Raw genomic sequence first — 22663 nt, forward strand, 5'->3', positions numbered from 1 at the left:
TTTAAAATAACAATGTTCTTTTATTTTTTTATGATATAAAAATAAGAACGTCTATTTTTTTGATGCTCTTCTTTTGTACATTTCTCTTCGTTTTCATCATTACAATTATTTAATAATTGTGCTTCTCCGTATCCTATAGCACTTTCTATTCTTTCAAACGAAATTCCTTTAGATACAATATAATCTCTAGTTGATTTTGCACGTTTATCTGATAATAATTTATTGTAATTACGCTCCCCTCTACTATCAGTATGCGATTCGATTTTTATAACCATTGTAGGATGATTTTTCATTACCGAAACAACATGATCTAATTCGCTTGCTGCATCTTCACGGATATCATGTTGATCAAAATCAAAATAAATTGGACTAATTACAATCTCATCTTCAACAATTAAGCCTTCTACTTTTAAATCTACCTCTATTTTTTCTTCTTTTTCATCAAGTGAGGTCATTGTTTTATTATCTCCTTTATGGTCTTCTTTTGTAACCACAATAGAGAATTCTTTTTCACAATCTACCTCTCCAAAAGCATAACTTCCATCACTTTTAGTTTTCTTTTCTGCCAATACAATACCTTCAGCATCAACTAACTTAACCAAAGCATTTTCTACTAACTGATTTGTATTTTTATCTAATACTTTTCCTGAAACATCTATTTTACATTCATCTACAATAAAACTATAAATATCGTCATCTCCTTTTCCTTTTTTTCTATTAGATGAAAAGAATCCGTTATTTCTTTTTTTGTTAATTACAAATGAAAAATCATCGTAAGGACTATTAACTGGTGGCCCTAAATTTACTGGATTAGTATATGTTTCGTTAACTTTTTTTGCCTCAAGAACATCTAAAGCTCCTAAACCCAAATGCCCATCAGATGCAAAATATAACGTTTCGTCTTCACCTACAAAAGGAAACATTTCTCTTCCTTCTGTATTAATTTTATCTCCTAAATTTTGAGGCTTTGAAAAACTACCATCTTCTAAAATCGTTACTTTATATAAATCCGTTAACCCAAATCCGTTTGGCATATTAGAAACAAAATACAATGTTTTTTCGTCTGGACTTAAAGCTGGATGTCCTGTTGAATAATCATCATTATTAAAAGAAACAGAAGTTATGTTACTCCATTTTCCATCAATATTTTCTGCCTTATATATTTTTAAATTCGCTTCTTTATTTTCGCCTTGCTTTAACTCTTCATTTTCTGAATTAGTTCTTGTAAAATACATCGTTTTATTATCTGATGTAATTACAGCGTTAGATTCGTGGTACAAAGAACTTAATGACGTAATTCTAAGCTCTTCTTTTACATCTAAAATATCATTTTCTAAATCAAAATCTTCTTTCGCTTTATAAATATTTAAATGCGGTTGATTATTCCATTTGTAAAGTCTTTTATCTTTAGCATCAATCGGTTTTGTTGATGAATAATACAGTTCGTTATTAAAAATAAATCCTCCAAAATCTGAGTATTTAGTATTTACAGATAAGTTATTTACGTTTATATAGGTTTGTTTTTTATTGGTGTACTCTACAAAATAATCAAGATTTTTTTCTAGTTGACTAACTCTACTATCATCTTTTTTTATTTTATTTAGTTTTAAAATCCACTTATCAGATTCTTTAACTTTACCGTTACTTTTTAATGTTTGAGCATATCTAAAAATATAACCTGAATTAACCGTATTTTCATATGTATCAAATAATTGTTTATACCATTTTTCTGCTTGCAAAAAATCAGCATTATAGTAATATGAGTCTCCCAAACGTCCTAAAACCTCCTGAGAATCATCACCTTTATTATAAATTTTTTCATATAACTCTGCAGATTTCACGTATGCAAATTCATTAAAAAACCTATCAGCTATTGACTTTCTTTGTCCAAAAGAAACAGTTGTAACCAGTATAACTCCTAATAATATTGTTATTTTATTCATCCTTATAAATTTATACCCACAGTAAATATACTTTTTTTAAAATTATTTTAATTAAGCCCTCGCTCTTTTTTTATTTGCTCGTACGCAGCTTGAATATTTTGAAATTTTTCTTTTGCACCTTGTTTATGCTCTTCCCCAAAACCCTCTAATTTATCCGGATGGTATTTTTTAGCCATCTTTCTATATGCTTTTTTAAGCTCATCATTTGTTGCCGATTTTGTTATTTCTAACATTTTATATGCACCGTCAGAATCATCATAAAACATTGCTTTTATTGATGAGTAATCATAATCATTTATGTATAAATATCCTGAAATTTTTCTTATTTCTTCTTCTTCTGGCGAAGTTACTTGGCCATCTGCCTTTGCAATTCCGAATAAAAAATGTATTAATTGTAATCGAGAAGAGTGCGACATATGCTGGCGAATTTGCATACACACCTGACGCGTTGATATTTGTTTTTTAATAATTCCACTAAACAATTTAAAAGCATGATTTGCCCTTTCTTTACCATACATTTTCACAAAATGCATGCGTACATAATCTAACTCTCGTTGATCAATTTTACCATCCGCTTTAATAACTACGGATGCTAAAATTAATAAAGTGATTTCAAAATCGCCAGAAGTAGCCCTTCCTCTTCTTTGTGGCTCTGGTCTTCTTTGATATTCTTGTTGTTCTTGTGTAAAATCTTCAACCGAAACACCATCAATAAAACTACCTACAGCAAACCCAATAATCGCTCCAATTGGGCCTCCCATTGTAAATCCGGCTCCGGCTCCAAGCCATTTTGCAAATTTTCCCATTCTTAAATTTTAAAGCTACAAAGATACTATTAACTCTTTACAAAAAGCAGCATTTGTTTTTGCTTGATTCTTGGTTTTAAATAAAGTATCTTTGCATTGAATTATTTAATTAAAAATTATGTACCCAGAAGAATTAGTAAAACCAATGCGCGATCAATTAATTGATGCTGGTTTTGACGCTTTATATACTGCTGAAGATGTTGATACTGCTTTAGCAAAAGAAGGAACAACTTTAGTAATGGTAAACTCTGTTTGTGGTTGTGCAGCTGGTACTGCAAGACCAGGAGCAATTGCTTCTTTAGGCGCTGATAAAACGCCTACAAACTTAACAACTGTTTTTGCAGGTGTAGAAAAAGAATCTACAGCAAAAGCAAGAGAACACATGATTCCATTTCCTCCGTCATCTCCTGCAATTGCGTTATTTAAAGATGGTAACTTAGTACACATGTTAGAACGTCATCATATTGAAGGTCGTTCGGCACAAGCTATCGCTCAGAATTTAGCAGCAGCTTACGATGAGTTTTGTTAATTAACATTTAACGTTAAAACATAAAAAAAATCCAGCAAGCTTGCTGGATTTTTTTGTTATACTTTTTTTATTACACTGGTAACAATACCCCAAATAATAAAATTATTCTCTTCGGTAATTTTTATGATTGGATAGTCTGGATTTTCAGGTTGCAACCAAACCTCATCTTTTTCTACTCTTAATCGTTTTACGGTAAATTCTCCGTCTAAAAAACAGACCGCTATTTTATTATTTGTTGGCGAAATACTTCTATCAATTACCAATAAATCGTTATCATCTAAACCTGCTCCAATCATAGATTGACCGCTAACTTTGGCAAAAAAAGTAGCTTCTTTATTTCGTATCAATTCTTCATCTAACGAAATACGTGTTTCTTTAAAATCATCCGCAGGCGAAGGAAATCCAGCAGAAATACCAATATCCATAAAAATTGCCCCTGCACTTTCATTCATTTCTTTTGGCAATAAAAAAGTTAATGCTTCTGTTGTTTTCATAAATTATTTTACCCTAATAATATCGTTAATATTTGTGGTGTATTTTGGCGATAATCGCTCTTGACGCATTTTCCAAGTACGTTTTAAATCTTGATTTGCTAATTTAACCTTATCTGACTTAAAAGCCTGATTTATTTTATCAATTGCTTGCATTAGTGGTTTATGCTTCGGATTTTCAGTTTCAAACATGTTTATTTGATAATTATCCGACGGCACTAATCCTGTTACAACAACTCCTGCTCGCTTGTATTTTATGCCTTTTTTAAAAATAGTTTTTACGGCTTCTACAGCGCTTTTGCTTATTGTTAAAGTTGAATCTGTTGGATATGAAAAAACAACCGTTCTACTTGCACGATGCTGTTCGCTATCTTTTTTATGGCGGTCGCTATGCAACACAACCATAACCATATGGCAACTTGAATTTTGCTTGCGTAATTTTTCTGCACAACTTACTGCAAAGGTTGAAATTCGCTCTTTTATATTATCAATATCAGAAAAAGTATGTTCGAAACTTCGGGTGGTAGCAATTGCTTTTTTGGTAACTGGCTCGTCTAGGAATATCTTAGAATCTCCTTCTAAGTCTTTTTTCAATTTCCAAATGGTGATTGATAAGTTTTTACGAACCCAAGTATCATCTAATTGTGTAAAATCATACGCTTTTACACATCCTTTTGATTTTAATTTTTTAGCCAAACGATTACCAATACCCCAAACGTTTTCTATCGCTGTCCATTTTAATGCTTTTATTCTTTTCTCATCCGAATCTATTACATACACTCCTTTTGTTTGCTTCGGATATTTACGCGCAATCTTATTCGCTATTTTAGTTAATGCTTTGGTTGGTGCGATACCTACACAGGTTGGAATCCCTGTCCACTGTAAAACTTTACTTCTAATTTCGGTTCCGTATTTTTCGAAATTATAATTTTCGAATCCTTTAAATTGTAAAAAAGCTTCATCGATGGAATACACTTCAATATCTGGAGAAAACTGCTCTAATATTTTCATTACTCGAGTGCTCATATCACCATACAGCGGATAATTGGAAGACAATACTGTAATATTATGTGTTTTACAAAACTGTTCCCATTTAAAAATTGGCGCACCAAACGGTAGGTTTATGTTTTTAGCCTCGTCGCTCATCGCAATTACACAACCATCATTATTGCTTAAAACAGCAACTGGTTTTCCTTGTAAATTCGGATTAAAAACCCGTTCACAAGAAGCATAAAAATTATTACAATCTACAAGTGCATACATGTTTGTAAAAGTAATACATCTGTGGTTTTAGTCTTCTACAAATTCTAAAATATCTGCTGGCTGACATTCTAAAGCTTTACAAATTGCCTCTAAAGTTGAAAATCGAATTGCCTTAGCTTTTCCTGATTTTAAGATGGATAAATTTGCCGTAGTTATCCCCACAATTTCTGCCAAATCTTTACTTTTCATCTTGCGTTTGGCAAGCATTACATCTAAGTTTACAATTATCGGCATAGTTATATTGTTAGATCGTTTTCTTGTTTCATGTTTTTAGATACTTTAAAAATTTCAGAAAGCACCACAAAAAACAACCCGAAGCAAATACATAAATAATGTGTGCTGATTCCAAAATTAAAACTTATTATAGATTCGATAATTAAATTAAATCCTACTTCACTTATAATCATTAATAAACCTGCTATCATTAAAATGTTTCCTGCTGATTTTAAGTTTGCAATTACTTTTTCTGTAAAAATTCGAGCGCGAACAAATTCATTTAAAACCAATCTGAATTTATAAATCGTGTAATAAATCAACAAATAAGAAAGTAAAAAAATCGCGAAAAAAACTTTGTGCAGTATCGTTATACTTTCGGTAATATTTATTTTTAAAAAATCACTTGTAATATTTTCTGACAGTATAAAAACTGTTGGCATTCCTAAAATTAAAAAAGGAACTACGCAACTTGTGGTTATAAAAAGAAAGTCAACCAGGCTTTTAAGTATGTGTAATTTTCTCATAATTATTATTTTTTTGATTTAATAATTCAGGTTACGTCAACCTGAACTTGTTTCAGGTTCTCATCACAACTACAGCTTACTGTAAAATGTGATTCTGAAATAAATTCAGAATGACGAACTGATATTGAGTTTTGAATAAGTTTGATTTCCCTATAAATTTTATATCGTTAAATCGTTTTCCTGCTTTAATTCCTGTCCTCTTTTAAACACCTCTCTTAAAACGAAAAAGAAAATAATGGCTAATGGATAGCAAAACAAAAACTCAAAAGACACCTTTTCTTTTACAATATGATGAGGAATATCCGTTTCATAAAAAACCATAGAAATTCGTTTTAACATTACGGTACTTAAAAGAAAGTTAAAAACAAACAACCCTGTAGTTATTACAATTATTTTCTGTAAAATCTTAATATTTGAATTAAAGAATAACTGCAAGTTTTTGGTGTTTTTTAAAAAAACATTAAATAGATAAAGGATAAAAAAGCACCCTATAAAATTTATAATTAACGACCAAATAACATAAAATTTAGAATAACCATCTAGCAAATTATAATGCATATATTGTTTTGTCTCTTTCCATTGACTATAAGTTGTTGGAATTTCTTTTACATCAAATCTAAAACTCAGACCTCTTTCTTCTGTAATAATTAAACTAGTATATTTTTCTGAAGAAACCATTGAATGAAAATATACAAATGCTAACCCTAAACAAATAACAACTTGCATTGTCATTAAAAATTTCAAGAAATAAGAAGAGACCTTTAATGTTTTTTCTGTTTTCATAATTAATTCATTTACACTACAAATATAATAAAATTATCGAAAAACAATAATTTATTATTAAATATTGATAATTAAACTTTTCTTATTTTTGCTGCATGACTAAGAAATTAAAGATTGACGGAATTGACAAAATTATTATTAAACGGCTGGTTAATGATGCACGAACTCCCATTTTAAGTATTGCCCGCGAAGTAGGAATTTCAGGAGCTGCCATACATCAACGTTTACGAAAATTAGATGCTTCTAATTTAATTGATGGTTATAAAATGGTGTTAAACCCAAAGGCTTTAGGCTATAATACGACCGCTTTCGTAGGGGTATTTTTAGATTCTTCAAGTTTATATTCATCAGCAATAAAACGTTTAAAAGAAATTCCAGAAATTGTTGAAAGCCATTACACCACTGGTAACTACGCTATTTTTATTAAAATACTTTGTAAAAACAACGAAGATTTAATGCACTTGTTAAATAAAGATATTCAAAACATAAAAGGGGTGTCGAGAACAGAAACTTTTATATCTTTAGACCAACAAATAGATCGACAAATAAAAATTTAAAAACCCCGAATGAACGAATTTATTTTCTACTTTAAAATGGGCTTATTTCATGTATTAGACATTAAAGCCTACGACCATATTTTATTTTTAATCGTGTTAGCCGTTGTTTATCAATTTAAACAATGGACCAAAGTACTGTGGTTAATTACACTATTTACCATCGGTCATTCAATAACATTGGCGCTTTCTGCTTACGGAATTATAAATGTTAGAGCAGATTTGGTGGAGTTTTTAATTCCGCTAACCATTTTTATTACCGGTTTAATGAATGTTTTAACGGCTAAAAAAGCATCCGTAGGAAAAGAAAATCAGAATTTGTTTTTTGCACTTTTCTTCGGATTAATTCACGGACTCGGTTTTTCTAACTATTTTAAAATAATGATTGGTAAAACTTCTGATAAATTAATGCCGCTTTTAGAATTTGCAATTGGTGTAGAAGCTGCGCAAATTATAATTGTTTTATTTATTTTATTGGTAGGAACCTTGGCGCAATCAATATTTGGTGTAAACCGTCGCGATTGGATTTTAATCATCTCATCTATCGTAATCGGATTTGCTTTTCAAATGATGATGAATCGCGTTTTTTGGTAAAAAATTAACGTCGCAGCTTTTTAAAACTAACTATATTAGCAATTCACATAATTTTTAATTTTGAATAAAAAACAGTTAAAATACGACAAAGCTTATTTAAAAATGGCGCAAGAATGGGGTAAATTATCACATTGTAAACGCAAACAAGTAGGTGCTATAATTGTTAAAGATCGTATGATAATTTCTGATGGATACAACGGTACGCCATCCGGATTTGAAAATTATTGTGAAGACGAAGATGGTTACACTAAATGGTATGTTTTACATGCTGAAGCAAATGCTATTTTAAAAGTTGCTGCTTCTACACAATCGTGTAAAGGAGCTACTTTATATATTACACTTTCACCTTGCCAACAATGTAGTAAACTAATTCATCAAGCAGGTATAAAACGCGTAGTGTATGCTGATGCTTATAAAGACACTTCTGGTGTAGATTTTTTAGAAAAAGCAGGTGTTGAACTCACCCATTTACCTTATGAACAAGAATAATTTACCTATATATTTTTCAATCGCAGTCGTTTTCGGTATTCTTATCGGAACTTTTTTTGGTAAAGGAAATACTACCAATTTTATTGGCAAAAATTCATCCAACGAAAAAAAAATAAAACGATTAATAGATTACATTCAAAGTGATTATGTTGATAATGTAAATACAGATGAATTATTAGATGGAGCAATTACCGAAATGCTAGGTAAACTCGATCCGCACTCTGTTTATATTCCGAAAGAAAACTTGCAATTAGTTACCGAAAACATGCAAGGTAATTTTGTTGGTATCGGCGTACAATTTCGTATGATTGGTGATACTATTACTGTTATTTCACCAATAAAAGGTGGTCCAAGTATAAAAGAAGGTATTAAAGCTGGCGACAGAATTTTACTTGCTGACAACGATACTTTATACAATAAAAAGCTACAAACTAATCAAATAATGAAAGCCTTAAAAGGCAAACCAAACACGAAAGTTAAAGTACAAATTTATCGAAAAACAACCGATAGTATTTTTAACGTAACCATAAACAGAGGCAAAGTAAATATTAAAAGTGTTGATGTTGCTTACATGTTAAACGACAGTATTGGTTATATAAAACTAAATCGTTTTGCTCGTAATTCGTACACCGAATTTAAAACTTCATTAGACGCTCTTAAAGAAAACGGAATGACAGATTTAGTTTTAGATCTTCGTGGAAATGGCGGTGGATTTATTGATATTGCCAATAGTATTGTTGATGAGTTTTTAGAAGATGATAAATTAATTGTGTTTACAAAAAATAATAAAGGTGATATTAACGAATCGTTTGCTACCGAAAAAGGTGATTTTGAAAAAGGTGGTTTGTATGTTTTAATTGACGAAAATTCGGCTTCGGCTTCAGAAATTGTTGCAGGAGCTTTACAAGACAACGACAAAGGAATTATTATTGGACGCCGTTCTTTTGGTAAAGGATTAGTGCAACAAGAAATGGATTTAGGTGATGGTTCTGCAGTGCGTTTAACAACAGCTCGTTATTACACACCCACAGGTCGCTCTATTCAAAAACCCTATATTAAAGGCGATAAAACTGCTAATTATAGCAGCGACATCGACAATCGTTATATTAGTGGCGAGCTTTTTAGTAAAGACAGTATAAGAACTATTGATAGTTTAAAATTTAAAACTCCAAAAGGCAAAACGGTGTACGGTGGCGGAGGTATAATTCCTGATTACTTTGTATCTGTTGATACCTCAGCTTATATACCAACAATATTTTTTAGACCTTTAAACAATTTTGCTTTTAATTATGTGGATACAAATCGTAAAAAACTTGCAAAAACAACAGTAAAAGAGTTTATTAAAAATTTTGATTCAGACAATAAAGTTTCTACAGAATTCTTAAAAAAATTAGAAGGTTATAAACTTTCTAACAAAATAAAGAATCAACTTAAAAGGAACTTAAAAACATTAATTGCAAGAGAACTTTTTAGCGATGAAGGTTTATATAAAGTAAATCAAATTGACGATAAAATGCTTCAAAAAGTATTTGAATTAGAAGATTTATCCCAATAAAAATACTCATTTTTAGGTATTTTTTTCACCTACTTGTATTTGTACATTTACAAGTACCTAACGAAAAAACACCCGAAAATGATTTTAAAAAATCTTAAAAAATTACTTTCTTTATTTTTTTTGGCTGTTTTATTAATTTCTTGTTCTAGTAATGAGGAAGCAGAAGAAAAACTAGATAATTTTTCTAATGTACCTAGTGGTGAAATTGTTGAAGCAAATTTAAGAGATCTGATGTTAACCGGAAACGAAAATGCTGCTTCAAACAAAAACATTCAAAAATGGTGGTCTCATTTAACTTCAGAATTTATTTTTAATAATGAAGATTGTCGCAATCGTAATAACATACATAATGCTGGGTATTTTGCTTTTGCGACCGATGGTACTCTTTTTGTTAAACTAAATAAAGATGGCACAGCTTCTAATGCAGGAGGTTGGAAATGGACATCTAGCAAAAAAAATAAAATAACTATTATTTATCGCTCTGGTGATCAGCAAAACTTTACAATTACATATTTAAATGAAAATAATATTGTTTATGCTTCAGAACAATCTATAGGAGACTGCTCTGTATTAACATATCAACAATTTAATAATCCGTTTTTTCAGTAATCCCCATTATAAAACCTAAATATTATATTTAGGTTTTAGTTTATCTTAAAAAATTAAATTCCGTTTTCTGCTCTTTTTTGTTGATAAACCTCAGTAATTGTTGGATTTTCTTTACACGATTTTAATTGTTCAAACTTATCTCCAACCTTTACAAAGCCAGTTTTTAAAACCTTAAAATAAACTCCTGGTAAATCTTGTTGCCAAAACTGTTTTACAATTTTCATATTGTTAAAACGCACTCCTAACTTCATACAAGGTTCTCGTGGCTTAGTTACCTCTAAAACAGTTTCTCCTACTTTAAAAGTGTCGCCAACATGTAACTTAGCTTCATCTAAATCATCAATCGTTAAATTTTCACCAAATATTCCGAATTGCCAATCTAAATTTGGAAAAAACGCTTTCCAATAAATATAATGCTTTTCAGAATATCCATAAACTGCTTGTTCTATTCCTCCATGATTTTCTCTATTACAAATAGTATCGCCTTTTACATCTTCAATATCTAAAAAAACAGGTGTTTTTACTGGAAATTTAAAAATACCTGTAGTAACTAACTTTCCTTTCCAATCTATTTCTTTGCGTTCACCAATATTTGTTGCAATAATTTTCATTTAGTATATTTTTATATTAAAATACATTTTTTTCTTTCAAAACACTTATACCTTTTTTTAATACAGTGCTTACCTTATTTAGCCCTTTAAAGGAATTTACCTAAACGTTAAATAAAAATGCTTGCTATATTTACATCAGTTAAAATATTATAAGGGGATTTTTTTAACTAAAAGATTAATTTTTTAATCTTACAACCTTTAAAAAAGGTAGTTTTACCATAGTTAATAAGGGGAAACTATGAATTATCATCTACCTTTTTTAATTGGTTATAATTAAAAAAGCGGTAATTAACGTAACTAGCTTCGGGGGGAGTGCATTATATTTTTTACTGCTTTTATCTAAAAATAGTATTGCTTTTTATAAACTGATTTTTAAATCGTTCGCTAAATGCTATTTGATGGTTGTTTTCTAAAACCAATAAATTATCTTCAAAATAAATTTCTTGAATCTTTTTTACATTAACCAGGTAATTTCTATGAGTTTGTGTAAAATCGGTCGTTCCTAAAAGTTCTTTTATTTTTGTTAATGAAAGCTTTATTAAATACTCTCCTTCACTACAAACTAATTTGCAGTACTTTTCTTTAACTTCAACATAAATAATAGACGTAATATCTACTTTCATAATACTACGTTTCTTTTTTACGAATAAAAAAGACGGACTTATAACTGCATTTTCATCACTTAAACTAATACTACTTGATTGTTGATGAAATTTTTCTAAAGCGAGTTCTAAAGAATATAATAACTCTAATTTATTAAATGGTTTTAGTAAATATGTGTACGGATTTGTAAGTTTAGCTTCGTTAAAAACAGCCTTACTTTGCATACTTGTTAAAAATAAAAAAGGAATATTTACATTTTGCCTATTTAAACGATGAGCCAATGAAATGCCTTCTGGTTTTCCATCAATCATAATATCAAGTAAAATGATATCAAAAAAACAATTTTTAATTTCTTTTTCGGCTTCAATAGCATTTTTTACTCGAATAACTTCGTAATTATTTTCTTCTAAAAAGTCGATAATATCTGTAGCTTCTTCGTCTAAATCTTCTAAAAGTAGTAATCGTAAATTATTCATCAAATTTATGTTTTATACACTCTGTTTACGAAGATACATATTTTGATGATTTACTTTTACTCAAAAATCATTAAAAAACACTTAAACCAAGGGCATTAATATAACTGCGGTTGTACATACTCCTTCTTCACTTTCAAAAAACAATGTTCCGTTATTTTTCTTGATTAACGTTTGACATAATAACAAACCTAATCCGATTCCTTTAGAGCGATCTATCTTATCGATAGATAAATCTTTTAAAGCATTTATTTTTTGAAGTTTTTCTTCTGATATTCCCATACCAGAATCTTTTATTTCGATTCGAGCCAAAGTAGTTGAGTGTTTTTTTGTTTTCACAGAAATACTTCCAGAACCATTCATGTATTTTATTGAGTTATCAATTAAATTTCGAAGTACAATTTTTAACGATTCTTTGTCTGTTAACACAAGAATTCCACTTTCTAAATCACTAATAATCGAAATAGCTTTTGCTTCCGCTAAATCTTCATAATCAAATAATACTTGCTCTATAACAGGTTGTAAAACATGTTCTTCTTGAGAAAAATTTAATTGATTACTTTGTTCTAACGACCAATGTAAAACATTATTTAATAAATGACTCGTACTTTCGGTAACTGCAATAGCCGATTTTGTAGCTTCTTTAATTGCTAATAAATCATTATTAGCAATATGTTTTGCTAGTTTTTGATGCTGCCTTTTTATACTATTTATAGGCGAACGCAAATCGTGTGACACTACCGAGAATAAATAATTTTTGGTATTATTAGCCACATTTAAAGCCTCCTTTTGCTCAACAATAAGTTTATTTTTACTTTGTAGTTTTCTATAAAAAAAAGCCAATCCTCCTAAAAACACTAACAAACCAGAAGCCCCTAAAACTAATCCTTTTTGAACTACTTTTTGGCGTTTTATTTGCTCATCTTGCACTGCTATTTCTTGTTGTTTTTGTGCAACTGCTATTTTTTTATCTTTCTCGGTAAGTTCCCAAATTTTATCTCTATTCCAAATAGAATCTTTCCATTTACCAAATTCAATATAATAACCAACACTTTTTTTAAAGTTCTTTCTATTCTTCTCTACTACAGCCATATTTTTAGCCGTATATTGTTTTAATTCAATATCTGTAAAAGACCTTGCTAAATCATAGGCTTCTTTAAATAAAGGAATAGCCTCATCATCTAAATATTGATTATAATAAACATTTGCTAAATCCATTTTAGCTCTTACCAAAGCCAAAGTATCATTGCTTTTAATAAGAGAAAGTTCTTTTGAAAAATATCCCTTAGCCTTCTTATAGTTTTTCTTATGTATATAACATAATCCTAAATTATGATATGATGATTTTTTAAAGTTTAAATCTTTATTATTATTCTTATTCCATTTTTCATAATGAAATATTGCTTTATCATAATCTTTTAAACTGAGGTAAATTCTACCTAACTTTTGTTGTTTTAAATTTTCATATTTCTGATCAGATACAAGTAATATATTCTCTAACGCTTTTTTATATAACGCTTTTTCTATTGCACTAACACCTTGAATATAATTTAAAATATTTTTTTCTTCTTTTGAAAGAGCATTTAAAATAGCTTTACTACAATATGCATAACAAGAATCATATTTCTTTTCTCTATAATATTTATAGGCTTTAATAAAATTTTTATTCTTGGTCGAGTTAGATATATAATCTCCTTCATTATATAAAATTTCCAGATCGTTAATTTTCGCTTCTTGTGAAAAACTAACAATTGTTATTAAAAAAAAACAAATAGATATAACTCTACTGACCATCATTTGCAGGCATAGTAACAGTTCCTCTATCCGTCTCAGGATCTTCATCTTCATCTCTTAATAAGGTTGCGTTAGCCGAAGTGCCATCATTTATTTGATAAGTAAACTGTACATAGTACAAATCGTACTCAGTAGTTTCTTCTTTACAGTTAAATTCTACACGAAAATCTCTACAATCAATAACCTCAGGAGTTCCGTCTTTTTTCAAAACTGTTGTAGGTGTAATTCCGTAATAATTTAGATAAACTGTATTATCTTTTAATGCTAAACCACTAGTGTTTTCTACTGAATTTAATGCATTACTCGGCAAATACGCCAACACTGTCATAGTATACGGTGTATTATTACCACCTTTAATACCTGAAATATTTACCAATGGTCCTGATGGTTTATTTGCAGCAGGAATATTTGTGTCAAATTCTAAAAACTGCACTAAGTTCAATGTTACTCCGTTAGTTGTTATACTCATCTTATTCTTATTAACTAAAGCTATAAATTTACAATAAAAAATCTTTTAAAACATCTGCAATCTTACGATTATCAGACAGTTGTGGGATTTTATTTTGTCCGCCAAATTTACCAATCGATTTCATATATTCATGAAAACCACCTTTTTTTACACTTCTAATAATTAAAGTTTGTAATATTTTACCAGTAATTAAATCGAAATAATATACATTTTGTTTTTGCATAGAAGCATCAATTTTAGCTGCTAATTCCTCTAAATTATCAGGCTCATTTTCAAATTCGATAAACCACTCATGGTATGGCAATCCGCTTTCCGGATTTACCTGTGGCGCCACCGTAAACTCACTTACATTTACATTTGTACCCAAAATAGCATCATTTAATGCTTTTTCTACTTCTTTACCAATAACATGTTCGCCAAAGGCGGATATAAAATGCTTAATGCGTCCGGTTACTTTTATTCGATAAGGTTTTAGCGAAGTAAACTCTACCGTATCACCAATATTATATCCCCAAAGACCTGCAGATGTATTTAAAATAATTACATAATTTACACCTAATTGCACATCTTTTAAAGAAATTCTAGTCGGATTTTCATCAAAAAATTCAGTTGCAGGAATAAACTCATAAAAAATACCTGAATTTAATTGCAACAACATGCCTTTTTCGGTTTGTGAATCTTGATAAGCAATAAATCCTTCGGATGCTGGATACAACTCTACGTAATCAATTTTTTTACCGATTAAAGCTTCAAACTTATTTTTATAAGGTTCGAAATTTACACCTCCGTACACGAAAAAGTTAAAGTTTGGAAAAATTTCTGAAATCGTTTTTCCTGTCTTATCAATCAACTTTTCAAAATACATCTGTACCCAAGACGGAATTCCGCTAATTACAGACATATCTTCATTTATCGTTTCTTCAACTACTTTATCAACCTTAGTATCCCAATCTTCAATACAATTGGTTTCCCAACTAGGTAAACGATTTTTTAATAAATAATTTGGTACATAATGTGCTGCAATACCACTTAATCGCCCTAGCTTAACACCATTCATATCTTCTAAAACGGGACTTCCTTGTAAAAAAATCATTTTACCATTTACAAAACTTGCGTCACCAGTTTCTGCAATATAAAACAACAATGCATTACGCGCTGCGGTTATATGTGTTGGCATAGATTCTTTCGTTATCGGAATATATTTTGCCCCAGAAGTGGTACCCGACGTTTTTGCAAAATACAATGGTTTGCCTTTCCATAAAACATCTTCTTCACCAGCAACAATTCTATCTACATAAGTACGTAAACCTTCGTAATCATTTACAGGAATACGTTTTTTAAAATCTTCGTAATTATTGATAGAAATAAAATCGTGATCTTTACCAAAAGCGGTTTTACATCCTTCAGAAACTAAATACTGAAATACTTTTTCTTGCGTTTTATGAGGATTATTAGCCCATTTATAAACTCGTTTTCGTACTTGTTTAGCAAAAGGAATTGCTAGTATTGATTTGATACTCATTTTTATGCTTTTTAAAACTTAAAAAAATAGTGTTCTTTTCTAATCTACTGAAAATCTATATAATCAGTCGGATCTACCGGGAAACCGTTATTCCACAGTTCGAAATGTAAATGTGGGCCAGTTGTTAACTCACCTGTCGAACCAACATTTGCAATCGCTTCACCCGATTTAACTACATCGCCTTGTTGTTTTAACAAAGTTCCGTTATGTTTATATACTGATATAAATTCATTCGGATGCTGAATTGTTATTACATAGCCCGTTTCTGCAGTCCATTCTGCTAAAACTACTGTTCCGTCTGAAATTGCTTTTACAGGGGTTCCTGTTTTTGCAACAATATCAAGCGCATAATGCTTTTCGTTCATGTTAAAACTCTGAGAAATGTTTCCTGTTAATGGCGAAAAGAAAACAATTTTAGCTCTTCCTTCTGCTCCATCTAACAACGGGTAACGATCTTTACCATCAACCTTTGCTCTAAATAAAGAATCTTGTTGTGTAGCTAATAACTTGCTATCATCTACCAATGAACTTTGTGCTTCTATTCTTATTGAATCAATTTTTTCGGGCTTTATTTCGCCAGTTAAAACAGGTTTTAAAGCTGCTGTATAACGCTCAATAATTGCTAATCGTGTTTTTAACGAATCTGCTTCGTAAATTAAACGTGTTGCTTTCTTTTTTAGTGAAGTTGATGAGTAACCTGGTATGTATTCTCTTAAACCTGTAAATGCAATTAATAAAGAGGTTAATACGATAAGTAATATAGAAAACAACCCTCCGAAAACAAATACATTTAGTCGAGATAATTTTAAAGAAAATTTTTCTTGAAAAGTAGCTTCGTTTAAAATTACCAATCGGTATTTATCAACAAGTTTTTGTTTTAATTTTCGTTTTGTTTTAATTTTCGACACGCTAATACTAATTTGAATTTCAAATATACAACGAAAAAATTTCGAATCTATTTTTTATCTAAATTAGACGTCATTGTTTTAAAAAACAGGGTTAATTCAAGTAATTTTCGAGAGAAAATAGCATTAAAAATAACTTTTTGAATTCCAAAATTTTATTCAAATTAACAAATTCACCTTTAAATGTAAAAGTAGTAGTAGTATTTGTTATTTTTTGTAAAAATTCATCTCATCAATATAATTCCAAACTTTAGTTGCTATTAAAGGCTGAATATTTTTTTGATTTTTGATTCCGTTTCGAATCATAGTTGATGAAATTTGCACAATTGGCGCATCAACTCTATCAATTTTTGCGTGTTCTTTAAATTGATTTTCTACAATTCCTCCCGATATTCTTGGATAAACATATACCTTATAATCCTCTAAAATAGCTTCATAATTTCGCCATTTATGAAAGCTTTTTAAATTGTCTTCGCCCATAATTAAATTAAAATTATAATCAGGGTATTTTTCTGATATATGCGCTAAAGTATTAATGGTATAATTGGGTTGCGGTAAGTTAAACTCAATATCAGACGGTTTAATTTTATCGTATTCTTTGGTTGCCAAATACACCATTTCTAGGCGATGGTAATTATCTAACAAAGAACTTTTCTTTTTAAACGGATTGTGTGGTGTAACGACCATCCAAATTTCATCTAAATCAGAATTTTCAACCATATGATTGGCAATTATTAAATGACCAACATGAATAGGATTAAAAGTACCAAAATACAATCCGATATTTTTCATAACTAATTAAAAACTTATTATTTTCTTAATTTTACTTAATCTAAGCCTAAAAATTCGCTTACTAAATCTTCCGTTTCTTGTAAAGCTACTTGTAAATCGTAATTTTTAATAATTTTATCAAACTGCGGAGCCGTAGCCAATTCTACCGACGCTTTTGCAATACGCATATTAATTTTATCTTCGCTTTCGGTGCTTCTTTTCTTTAAACGAATTTTAAGTTCATCAACACTTGGTGGTTTTACGAAAACAGCCAATGTTTCTTCCGGAAATTTCTTTTTAATACGCAAACCTCCAACAACATCAATATCAAAAATAACGTGTTTTCCTAAAGCCCAAATACGCTCTACTTCGGTTTTTAGTGTTCCGTAAAAATTATCACGGTACACTTCTTCCCACTCTAAAAATTCGTCTGCTTTAATTTTTTTCTTAAAATCATCCGCAGAAATAAAATAATAATCTTTTGCATTTACTTCTTCACCTCTTGCTGCTCTTGAGGTTGCCGAAATAGAAAACTCTAAATTAAATTTTTCTTGCTTTAATAAATGACGAACAATTGTTGTTTTTCCTGATCCTGAAGGTGCCGAAAACACAAAAAGTTTTCCTTTAAAATCTGTAGCCATTTTATAAAACGTTTAAAATTTGTTCTTTTATTTTTTCTAACTCATCTTTCATCTGAATTACTATTTTTTGCATTGGTGCAAAATTAGCTTTAGAACCAGTTGTATTTATTTCGCGTCCTATTTCTTGAACGATAAATCCTAATTTTTTCCCGTTAGAATCTGCCGTATCTAATTGTTCCAAGAAATAAACTAAGTGATTTGCTAAACGAACTTTTTCTTCGTTGATATCTAATTTTTCTAGATAATAAATTAACTCTTGTTCAAATCGATTTTCGTCTACCTCAACTTTTAACTCTGTTAAAGCTTTTTGTAAACGTTCTTTTACATTTTCAACTCTTTCTCCGTCAAGCACTCTAACTTCTTCTAAAGCCGTTTGAATATTTGCTATCCTTTCTTTAAAATCATCTTCTAATGATTTTGCTTCATCAGTTCTATAAGCTACAATCTCTTTTAAAGCTTCATCAATATGAATATCAATCTGTGTCCATTCATTTTCATCTAACTCTTCTCGCTCAGTTTTTAACGCATCTGGCATTTTTATAGCCATTTTTAACAGTTCTACATCATTATCAGAACCTATGAAAAGTGTGTTTTTTAATTGCTGAACATATTCTAACACCACATTTTTATTAACTTTTGTTGATGTTTCTTCAGCTGTCATTTCTACCCAGATAGAAAAATCTACCTTACCTCTTACTAAACTACTTGCCAGTTTTTTACGAACTGCTAATTCTTTTTCTTTATAGTAAGATGGTATTCTTGTATTTAAGTCTAAGTTTTTACTGTTAAGTGACTTAATTTCAATGGTTACTTTTTTAGAAGGTAAATGTAATACGGATTTTCCGTAACCCGTCATAGACTGTATCATATGGTCAATTTAATAAAGCGCAAAGATACATTTATTTATTTTTAACAGCCACTTGTTTTGTTACCAAAAAGACACCTAAAAAGATTAATAATGTGGCTCCTATTTTTACTGTATTTAAACTATCACTACCTACAAATAAAGCATAAATTGATGCAATAACTGGTTGTATATAAATAAATACACTAACAGTTGTGGGTTTTAATTTTGATAATGCAAACAAGTTAAACAAATAGGTTATACAGGTAGTAAACAACACTACAAAACCTACTTTTAAATAAATTGATGTTGGCATTAAAGACCATTGTACTTCCGCTAACTCAGAAAAACCAAAAGGAATTACGAATAAAAAACCGAATAAATACAGCCATTTTACAAATACTATTGGATTGTATTTTGCAATCAACTTTTTTACCTGAACCAAATACATGGCGTAAGAAGCTGCGTTTATAAAAACTAGCAAATTACCCAGCATCATATTTTTGGCATCAATATTTGGCGAAGTTCCGTAAACTATTAAAATAACAGCACCAATTAATCCAATTATAACACCTAGTATCTTTCTTAAAATCAACCGTTCTTTTAAAAGAATACTTGCAAATATTAACACCAAAATTGGTGCCGTAACCATAATTACCGAAGCACTAATTGGTGTTGTATAACTTAAACCTTTAAAAAAAGTAAGCATATTTAAACCTACTCCGAAAAAAGCAGCAATACTAATTTTTTTATAGTCTGATTTTTCAATCGGCTTTGCTTTAATAAAAAAACCTAACAACCAAAAAACTGCAGTTGCTCCTCCTACCCTAAGCAATATAAATCCAAATGGTTTTATATACATTGGCATTACCTCTTTTGCTACTGTAAAAGTAACTCCGTAAATAAGAGTTGCTATTGATGTTGCTATTAATGCCAGCGTTCTTTGATTCATTTTTAATACTTTTAATTAAAGCGCAAAGATGAAAAATATTGCTGAGTTATAATCAAAAAAAAGTACTACAAATGCAGTACTTTCTTTACTAAATAGTATACTATTTTAATTAATCAACCAAAGGTGGTATTCTTAATACTTGCCCTGGATAAATTTTATCTGGATGCGATAACATTGGTGTGTTTGCTTCAAAAATTACAGGATATTTCATAGCATTACCATAAAATTCTTTTGCAATTTTACCTAAAGTATCACCACTTACTACGGTATGAAATTGAGCCATTGCAGCAACATCAATTTCTTCAACCTCAGCAACGGTCATATTGTCTTCTACTGATGCAATTCCATTGGTGTTACCTACTACTAAAACAACTTTTTCTTTCGTTGCTAAATCTGTAGCTTCTCCAGAAATAGTTGCTTTGTCATCATCAATTTGAATCGACAAATTTTCTACAGATAGTTCTAATGTATTTACTGCATCTACTAATTTTGCTGATTTTTCTACAGCTTCTTCCTCAGTTGTTTTTCCGATACCAAATACTTTTGCACCTGCATCTTTAATAAATGAAAAAATTCCCATTCTTTTTTAAATTTTTTATTAATTACTAATTCACTTTATGTTTACTAATATACAATTTTTATACCACTTTTTATTAGAATAATATTTCAACACCAATTGCTGGACCCGAAATATCTTCGCCTGCTATTTGATAATGATGGTATCCAACAAAAAAAGCATTCTTTTTAACATGATATTTTAGTTGGGTTTTAAGAACACCTATTTCGCTTTCGTTTATAAAGCTTTCTTTCCAAGATGCATGAAAACTAATTGGTTTTACAGGATAAATTTCCATTCCTAAATTATATGCAAATCCCATTTTTCGCACTTCATTACCTACATAAGTTGCTCCTAAACCCCACCAAAGTGAAATATTTTTTTCTCGTATTCGATAATAATTTAACATTACAGAACTCACATCAAGCACATCGGTATAGGTTCTATTTTTTTCCGAAAAATGAATATAAGAAACATCTATTCCTAAAATAGGTATTGGTTTATAAACAGCGTTTACTTCTAATCCGCCAACATTATTAAATAGATAATTTGTTCCTAATTTAAAACTTTGTTTTTTTCCTGTATCTGACAATTCTGCTGCATACTCTCCTTCATTATCATAAAAATATGGATACGGATTTAAATCTCGCTCTTCGGCAACTCCTGCTACAACTCCTACCGTTCCAAAAAATAACACTTCAGCTAAAAAAGAAGACAAACCTATATCATCAGAAAAACTAGAACTATAATTATTTTTTGAGGTTGAGGTAGATGATGTTTTTACAACGCGCTTACCTGTACTACTTTTACTTGTTGATTTTTGATTAAGGTTTTGCTTTGCTGTTTTTAACTTTCCTTGCGAAAAGGATGTAAACGGAATTAACAATAGTATAAATAGTGCTTTTTTCATCTCAATTTTAGTTTTTTTGTAATGAGCAATTTTTATGCCTAAAATTAAATCCACAAAAAAACCACACTTTTAAAAGTGTGGTTTTTTATATAATAATTAAAAATTTATTACTCATTAAATGAATTCCATCCTTGAGCTTTTAATTCCATTTCTTGATTTCCTCGTGTTACCAAGTTCATTCCTTGATTTTCTTCAACCATATGACCTATAATTGATAAATGCGGATTTGCTTTTATTTTATCAAAATCAGCAATTGGCACAGTAAATAATAATTCGTAATCTTCACCACCACTTAAAGCAATCATGGTACTATCCATATTAAATTCTTCGGATGTAGAAATTACTTGTGGATCTAAAGGTAATTTATCTTCATAAATCTTACATCCTAATTTACTTTGCGAACAAATGTGCATAATTTCAGAAGATAATCCATCAGAAACATCAATCATTGATGTTGGTTTTACTTCTAAGTCTTTTAATAATTCTGGCACATCTTTACGAGCTTCTGGTTTTAATTGTCGCTCAATTAAATACGTATATTTATCTAAATCAGGCTGATTTTGAGGATCTACCTGAAATACTTGTTTTTCTCTTTCTAAAACCTGCAAACCAAGATATGCTGCTCCTAAATCACCAGAAACAACAATTAAATCGGTTGCTTTGGCTCCGTTTCTATACACAATATCTTCTTTTTTTGCAGCACCAATTGCGGTAACAGAAATCAACATTCCTTTGGTAGATGATGTAGTATCACCACCAATTAAATCTACCTTATAAGTATCGCAAGCTAATTGAATACCTGCATACAACTCTTCTAAAGCTTCTAACGGAAAACGATTTGAAACAGCAATTGACACTGTAATTTGCTCAGCAACGCCATTCATAGCATACACATCCGATAAATTTACCATTACAGCTTTGTATCCTAAATGTTTTAGTGGCATATAACTTAAATCAAAATGCACACCTTCTACCAATAAATCTGTAGTAATTAACAGCTCTTTATCCGTTGCACTTACAACAGCGGCATCATCTCCAATTCCTTTTTCTGTTGATGAATTGTATATTTTAAAGTGTTCGGTTAAATGGTTTATCAATCCAAACTCTCCCAGTTCAGCTAATGAAGTTCTTTCTTGGTTTTTATCTTCTAACATACTGCAAAGATACTAACAACTAGTTAAAAAAAGAACACAAATAATTAACTCTAATTCAAATAAACATAGGGTTTAACAGTTTATAAGTGTTTTATAATTAGT

General features: G+C 29.9%; 26 protein-coding genes. 6 read left to right on the forward strand and 20 right to left on the reverse strand.

Annotated features, from left to right (window positions below):
* Positions 1 to 20 precede the first annotated feature (20 nt).
* Together ACN5J5_RS04040 and ACN5J5_RS04045 are read right to left on the reverse strand one after the other, a co-directional pair.
* A complete protein-coding gene (locus ACN5J5_RS04040; protein ID WP_418646027.1) occupies positions 21 to 1943 on the reverse strand; it encodes an OmpA family protein in 1923 nt (640 codons plus the stop codon).
* A gap of 47 nt (positions 1944 to 1990) precedes the next feature.
* On the reverse strand, positions 1991 to 2749 hold the full coding sequence (locus tag ACN5J5_RS04045) for a TerB family tellurite resistance protein (RefSeq protein ID WP_418646028.1): 759 nt from the start codon (positions 2747 to 2749) through the stop codon (positions 1991 to 1993).
* Between the two features lie 118 nt (positions 2750 to 2867).
* Between ACN5J5_RS04045 and ACN5J5_RS04050 the strand changes: the two genes are divergently transcribed.
* Complete coding sequence (locus tag ACN5J5_RS04050) at positions 2868 to 3278, forward strand: BrxA/BrxB family bacilliredoxin (RefSeq protein ID WP_418646029.1); 411 nt, start codon at positions 2868 to 2870, stop codon at positions 3276 to 3278.
* Positions 3279 to 3334: 56 nt separating this feature from the next.
* Here the strand turns inward: ACN5J5_RS04050 and ACN5J5_RS04055 are convergent, their stop codons facing one another.
* The 5 genes from ACN5J5_RS04055 to ACN5J5_RS04075 form a co-directional block, all read right to left on the reverse strand.
* A complete protein-coding gene (locus ACN5J5_RS04055; protein WP_418646030.1) occupies positions 3335 to 3772 on the reverse strand; it encodes a LexA family protein in 438 nt (145 codons plus the stop codon).
* Between the two features lie 3 nt (positions 3773 to 3775).
* Complete coding sequence (locus ACN5J5_RS04060) at positions 3776 to 5032, reverse strand: Y-family DNA polymerase (protein ID WP_418646031.1); 1257 nt, start codon at positions 5030 to 5032, stop codon at positions 3776 to 3778.
* Positions 5033 to 5059: 27 nt separating this feature from the next.
* Positions 5060 to 5266, reverse strand: a complete 207-nt coding sequence (locus ACN5J5_RS04065; protein WP_218771573.1) for a helix-turn-helix domain-containing protein — start codon at positions 5264 to 5266, stop codon at positions 5060 to 5062.
* Positions 5267 to 5268: 2 nt separating this feature from the next.
* Positions 5269 to 5772, reverse strand: coding sequence for a DUF2975 domain-containing protein (locus ACN5J5_RS04070; RefSeq protein ID WP_418646032.1), 504 nt, complete (start codon positions 5770 to 5772; stop codon positions 5269 to 5271).
* A gap of 159 nt (positions 5773 to 5931) precedes the next feature.
* Positions 5932 to 6555 (reverse strand): DUF2975 domain-containing protein, encoded by a 624-nt coding sequence (locus ACN5J5_RS04075; RefSeq protein WP_418646033.1) that lies wholly within the window; start codon positions 6553 to 6555, stop codon positions 5932 to 5934.
* Positions 6556 to 6650: 95 nt separating this feature from the next.
* Between ACN5J5_RS04075 and ACN5J5_RS04080 the strand changes: the two genes are divergently transcribed.
* The 5 genes from ACN5J5_RS04080 (at position 6651) to ACN5J5_RS04100 (ending at position 10356) form a co-directional block, all read left to right on the forward strand.
* Positions 6651 to 7112 carry an Lrp/AsnC ligand binding domain-containing protein gene (locus ACN5J5_RS04080; RefSeq protein ID WP_418646034.1) on the forward strand — a complete coding sequence of 154 codons (462 nt, stop codon included), beginning with the start codon at positions 6651 to 6653 and terminating at the stop codon, positions 7110 to 7112.
* Positions 7113 to 7121: 9 nt separating this feature from the next.
* Positions 7122 to 7703, forward strand: coding sequence for a HupE/UreJ family protein (locus tag ACN5J5_RS04085; protein ID WP_418646035.1), 582 nt, complete (start codon positions 7122 to 7124; stop codon positions 7701 to 7703).
* Between the two features lie 57 nt (positions 7704 to 7760).
* Positions 7761 to 8192: a deoxycytidylate deaminase gene (locus tag ACN5J5_RS04090; protein WP_418646528.1), complete on the forward strand. Its 432-nt coding sequence runs from the start codon at positions 7761 to 7763 to the stop codon at positions 8190 to 8192.
* Entirely contained in the window at positions 8179 to 9747 is a 1569-nt protein-coding gene (locus tag ACN5J5_RS04095; protein WP_418646036.1) for a S41 family peptidase, read from the forward strand. Before ACN5J5_RS04090 ends, ACN5J5_RS04095 begins: the two co-directional genes overlap by 14 nt.
* Before the next feature lie 78 nt (positions 9748 to 9825).
* Positions 9826 to 10356, forward strand: a complete 531-nt coding sequence (locus tag ACN5J5_RS04100; RefSeq protein ID WP_418646037.1) for a hypothetical protein — start codon at positions 9826 to 9828, stop codon at positions 10354 to 10356.
* A gap of 53 nt (positions 10357 to 10409) precedes the next feature.
* Here ACN5J5_RS04100 and ACN5J5_RS04105 read toward each other — a convergent pair whose 3' ends face one another.
* The 13 genes from ACN5J5_RS04105 to thiL form a co-directional block, all read right to left on the reverse strand.
* On the reverse strand, positions 10410 to 10967 hold the full coding sequence (locus ACN5J5_RS04105; protein WP_418646038.1) for an MOSC domain-containing protein: 558 nt from the start codon (positions 10965 to 10967) through the stop codon (positions 10410 to 10412).
* Positions 10968 to 11302: 335 nt separating this feature from the next.
* The gene (locus tag ACN5J5_RS04110; protein WP_418646039.1) at positions 11303 to 12046 is read right to left on the reverse strand and encodes a LytR/AlgR family response regulator transcription factor; all 744 of its coding nucleotides are present in this window, start codon (positions 12044 to 12046) and stop codon (positions 11303 to 11305) included.
* A gap of 81 nt (positions 12047 to 12127) precedes the next feature.
* A complete protein-coding gene (locus ACN5J5_RS04115; protein WP_418646040.1) occupies positions 12128 to 13837 on the reverse strand; it encodes an ATP-binding protein in 1710 nt (569 codons plus the stop codon).
* On the reverse strand, positions 13827 to 14306 hold the full coding sequence (locus tag ACN5J5_RS04120; RefSeq protein ID WP_418646041.1) for a hypothetical protein: 480 nt from the start codon (positions 14304 to 14306) through the stop codon (positions 13827 to 13829). The genes ACN5J5_RS04115 and ACN5J5_RS04120 overlap by 11 nt, the downstream gene beginning before the upstream one ends.
* Before the next feature lie 28 nt (positions 14307 to 14334).
* Positions 14335 to 15828, reverse strand: a complete 1494-nt coding sequence (locus ACN5J5_RS04125; protein ID WP_418646042.1) for a GH3 auxin-responsive promoter family protein — start codon at positions 15826 to 15828, stop codon at positions 14335 to 14337.
* Between the two features lie 44 nt (positions 15829 to 15872).
* Positions 15873 to 16736 carry a M23 family metallopeptidase gene (locus ACN5J5_RS04130; RefSeq protein WP_418646043.1) on the reverse strand — a complete coding sequence of 288 codons (864 nt, stop codon included), beginning with the start codon at positions 16734 to 16736 and terminating at the stop codon, positions 15873 to 15875.
* A gap of 204 nt (positions 16737 to 16940) precedes the next feature.
* Positions 16941 to 17525 carry a nicotinate (nicotinamide) nucleotide adenylyltransferase gene (nadD, locus tag ACN5J5_RS04135; RefSeq protein ID WP_418646044.1) on the reverse strand — a complete coding sequence of 195 codons (585 nt, stop codon included), beginning with the start codon at positions 17523 to 17525 and terminating at the stop codon, positions 16941 to 16943.
* A gap of 35 nt (positions 17526 to 17560) precedes the next feature.
* A complete protein-coding gene (gene gmk / locus ACN5J5_RS04140; RefSeq protein ID WP_418646045.1) occupies positions 17561 to 18145 on the reverse strand; it encodes a guanylate kinase in 585 nt (194 codons plus the stop codon).
* Between the two features lies 1 nt (position 18146).
* Positions 18147 to 19013, reverse strand: a complete 867-nt coding sequence (locus tag ACN5J5_RS04145; protein WP_418646046.1) for a YicC/YloC family endoribonuclease — start codon at positions 19011 to 19013, stop codon at positions 18147 to 18149.
* 31 nt (positions 19014 to 19044) lie between these two features.
* Positions 19045 to 19941 (reverse strand): DMT family transporter, encoded by an 897-nt coding sequence (locus ACN5J5_RS04150; RefSeq protein WP_418646047.1) that lies wholly within the window; start codon positions 19939 to 19941, stop codon positions 19045 to 19047.
* Between the two features lie 109 nt (positions 19942 to 20050).
* Complete coding sequence (gene lysM, locus ACN5J5_RS04155; RefSeq protein ID WP_418646048.1) at positions 20051 to 20521, reverse strand: peptidoglycan-binding protein LysM; 471 nt, start codon at positions 20519 to 20521, stop codon at positions 20051 to 20053.
* A 73-nt stretch (positions 20522 to 20594) separates the two neighbouring features.
* Positions 20595 to 21407, reverse strand: a complete 813-nt coding sequence (locus ACN5J5_RS04160; protein WP_418646049.1) for a hypothetical protein — start codon at positions 21405 to 21407, stop codon at positions 20595 to 20597.
* 107 nt (positions 21408 to 21514) lie between these two features.
* On the reverse strand, positions 21515 to 22561 hold the full coding sequence (thiL, locus tag ACN5J5_RS04165) for a thiamine-phosphate kinase (RefSeq protein ID WP_418646050.1): 1047 nt from the start codon (positions 22559 to 22561) through the stop codon (positions 21515 to 21517).
* Positions 22562 to 22663: the final 102 nt, after the last annotated feature.

Source organism: Tenacibaculum insulae, assembly GCF_964512435.1.
Lineage (GTDB): Bacteria > Bacteroidota > Bacteroidia > Flavobacteriales > Flavobacteriaceae > Polaribacter > Polaribacter insulae_A.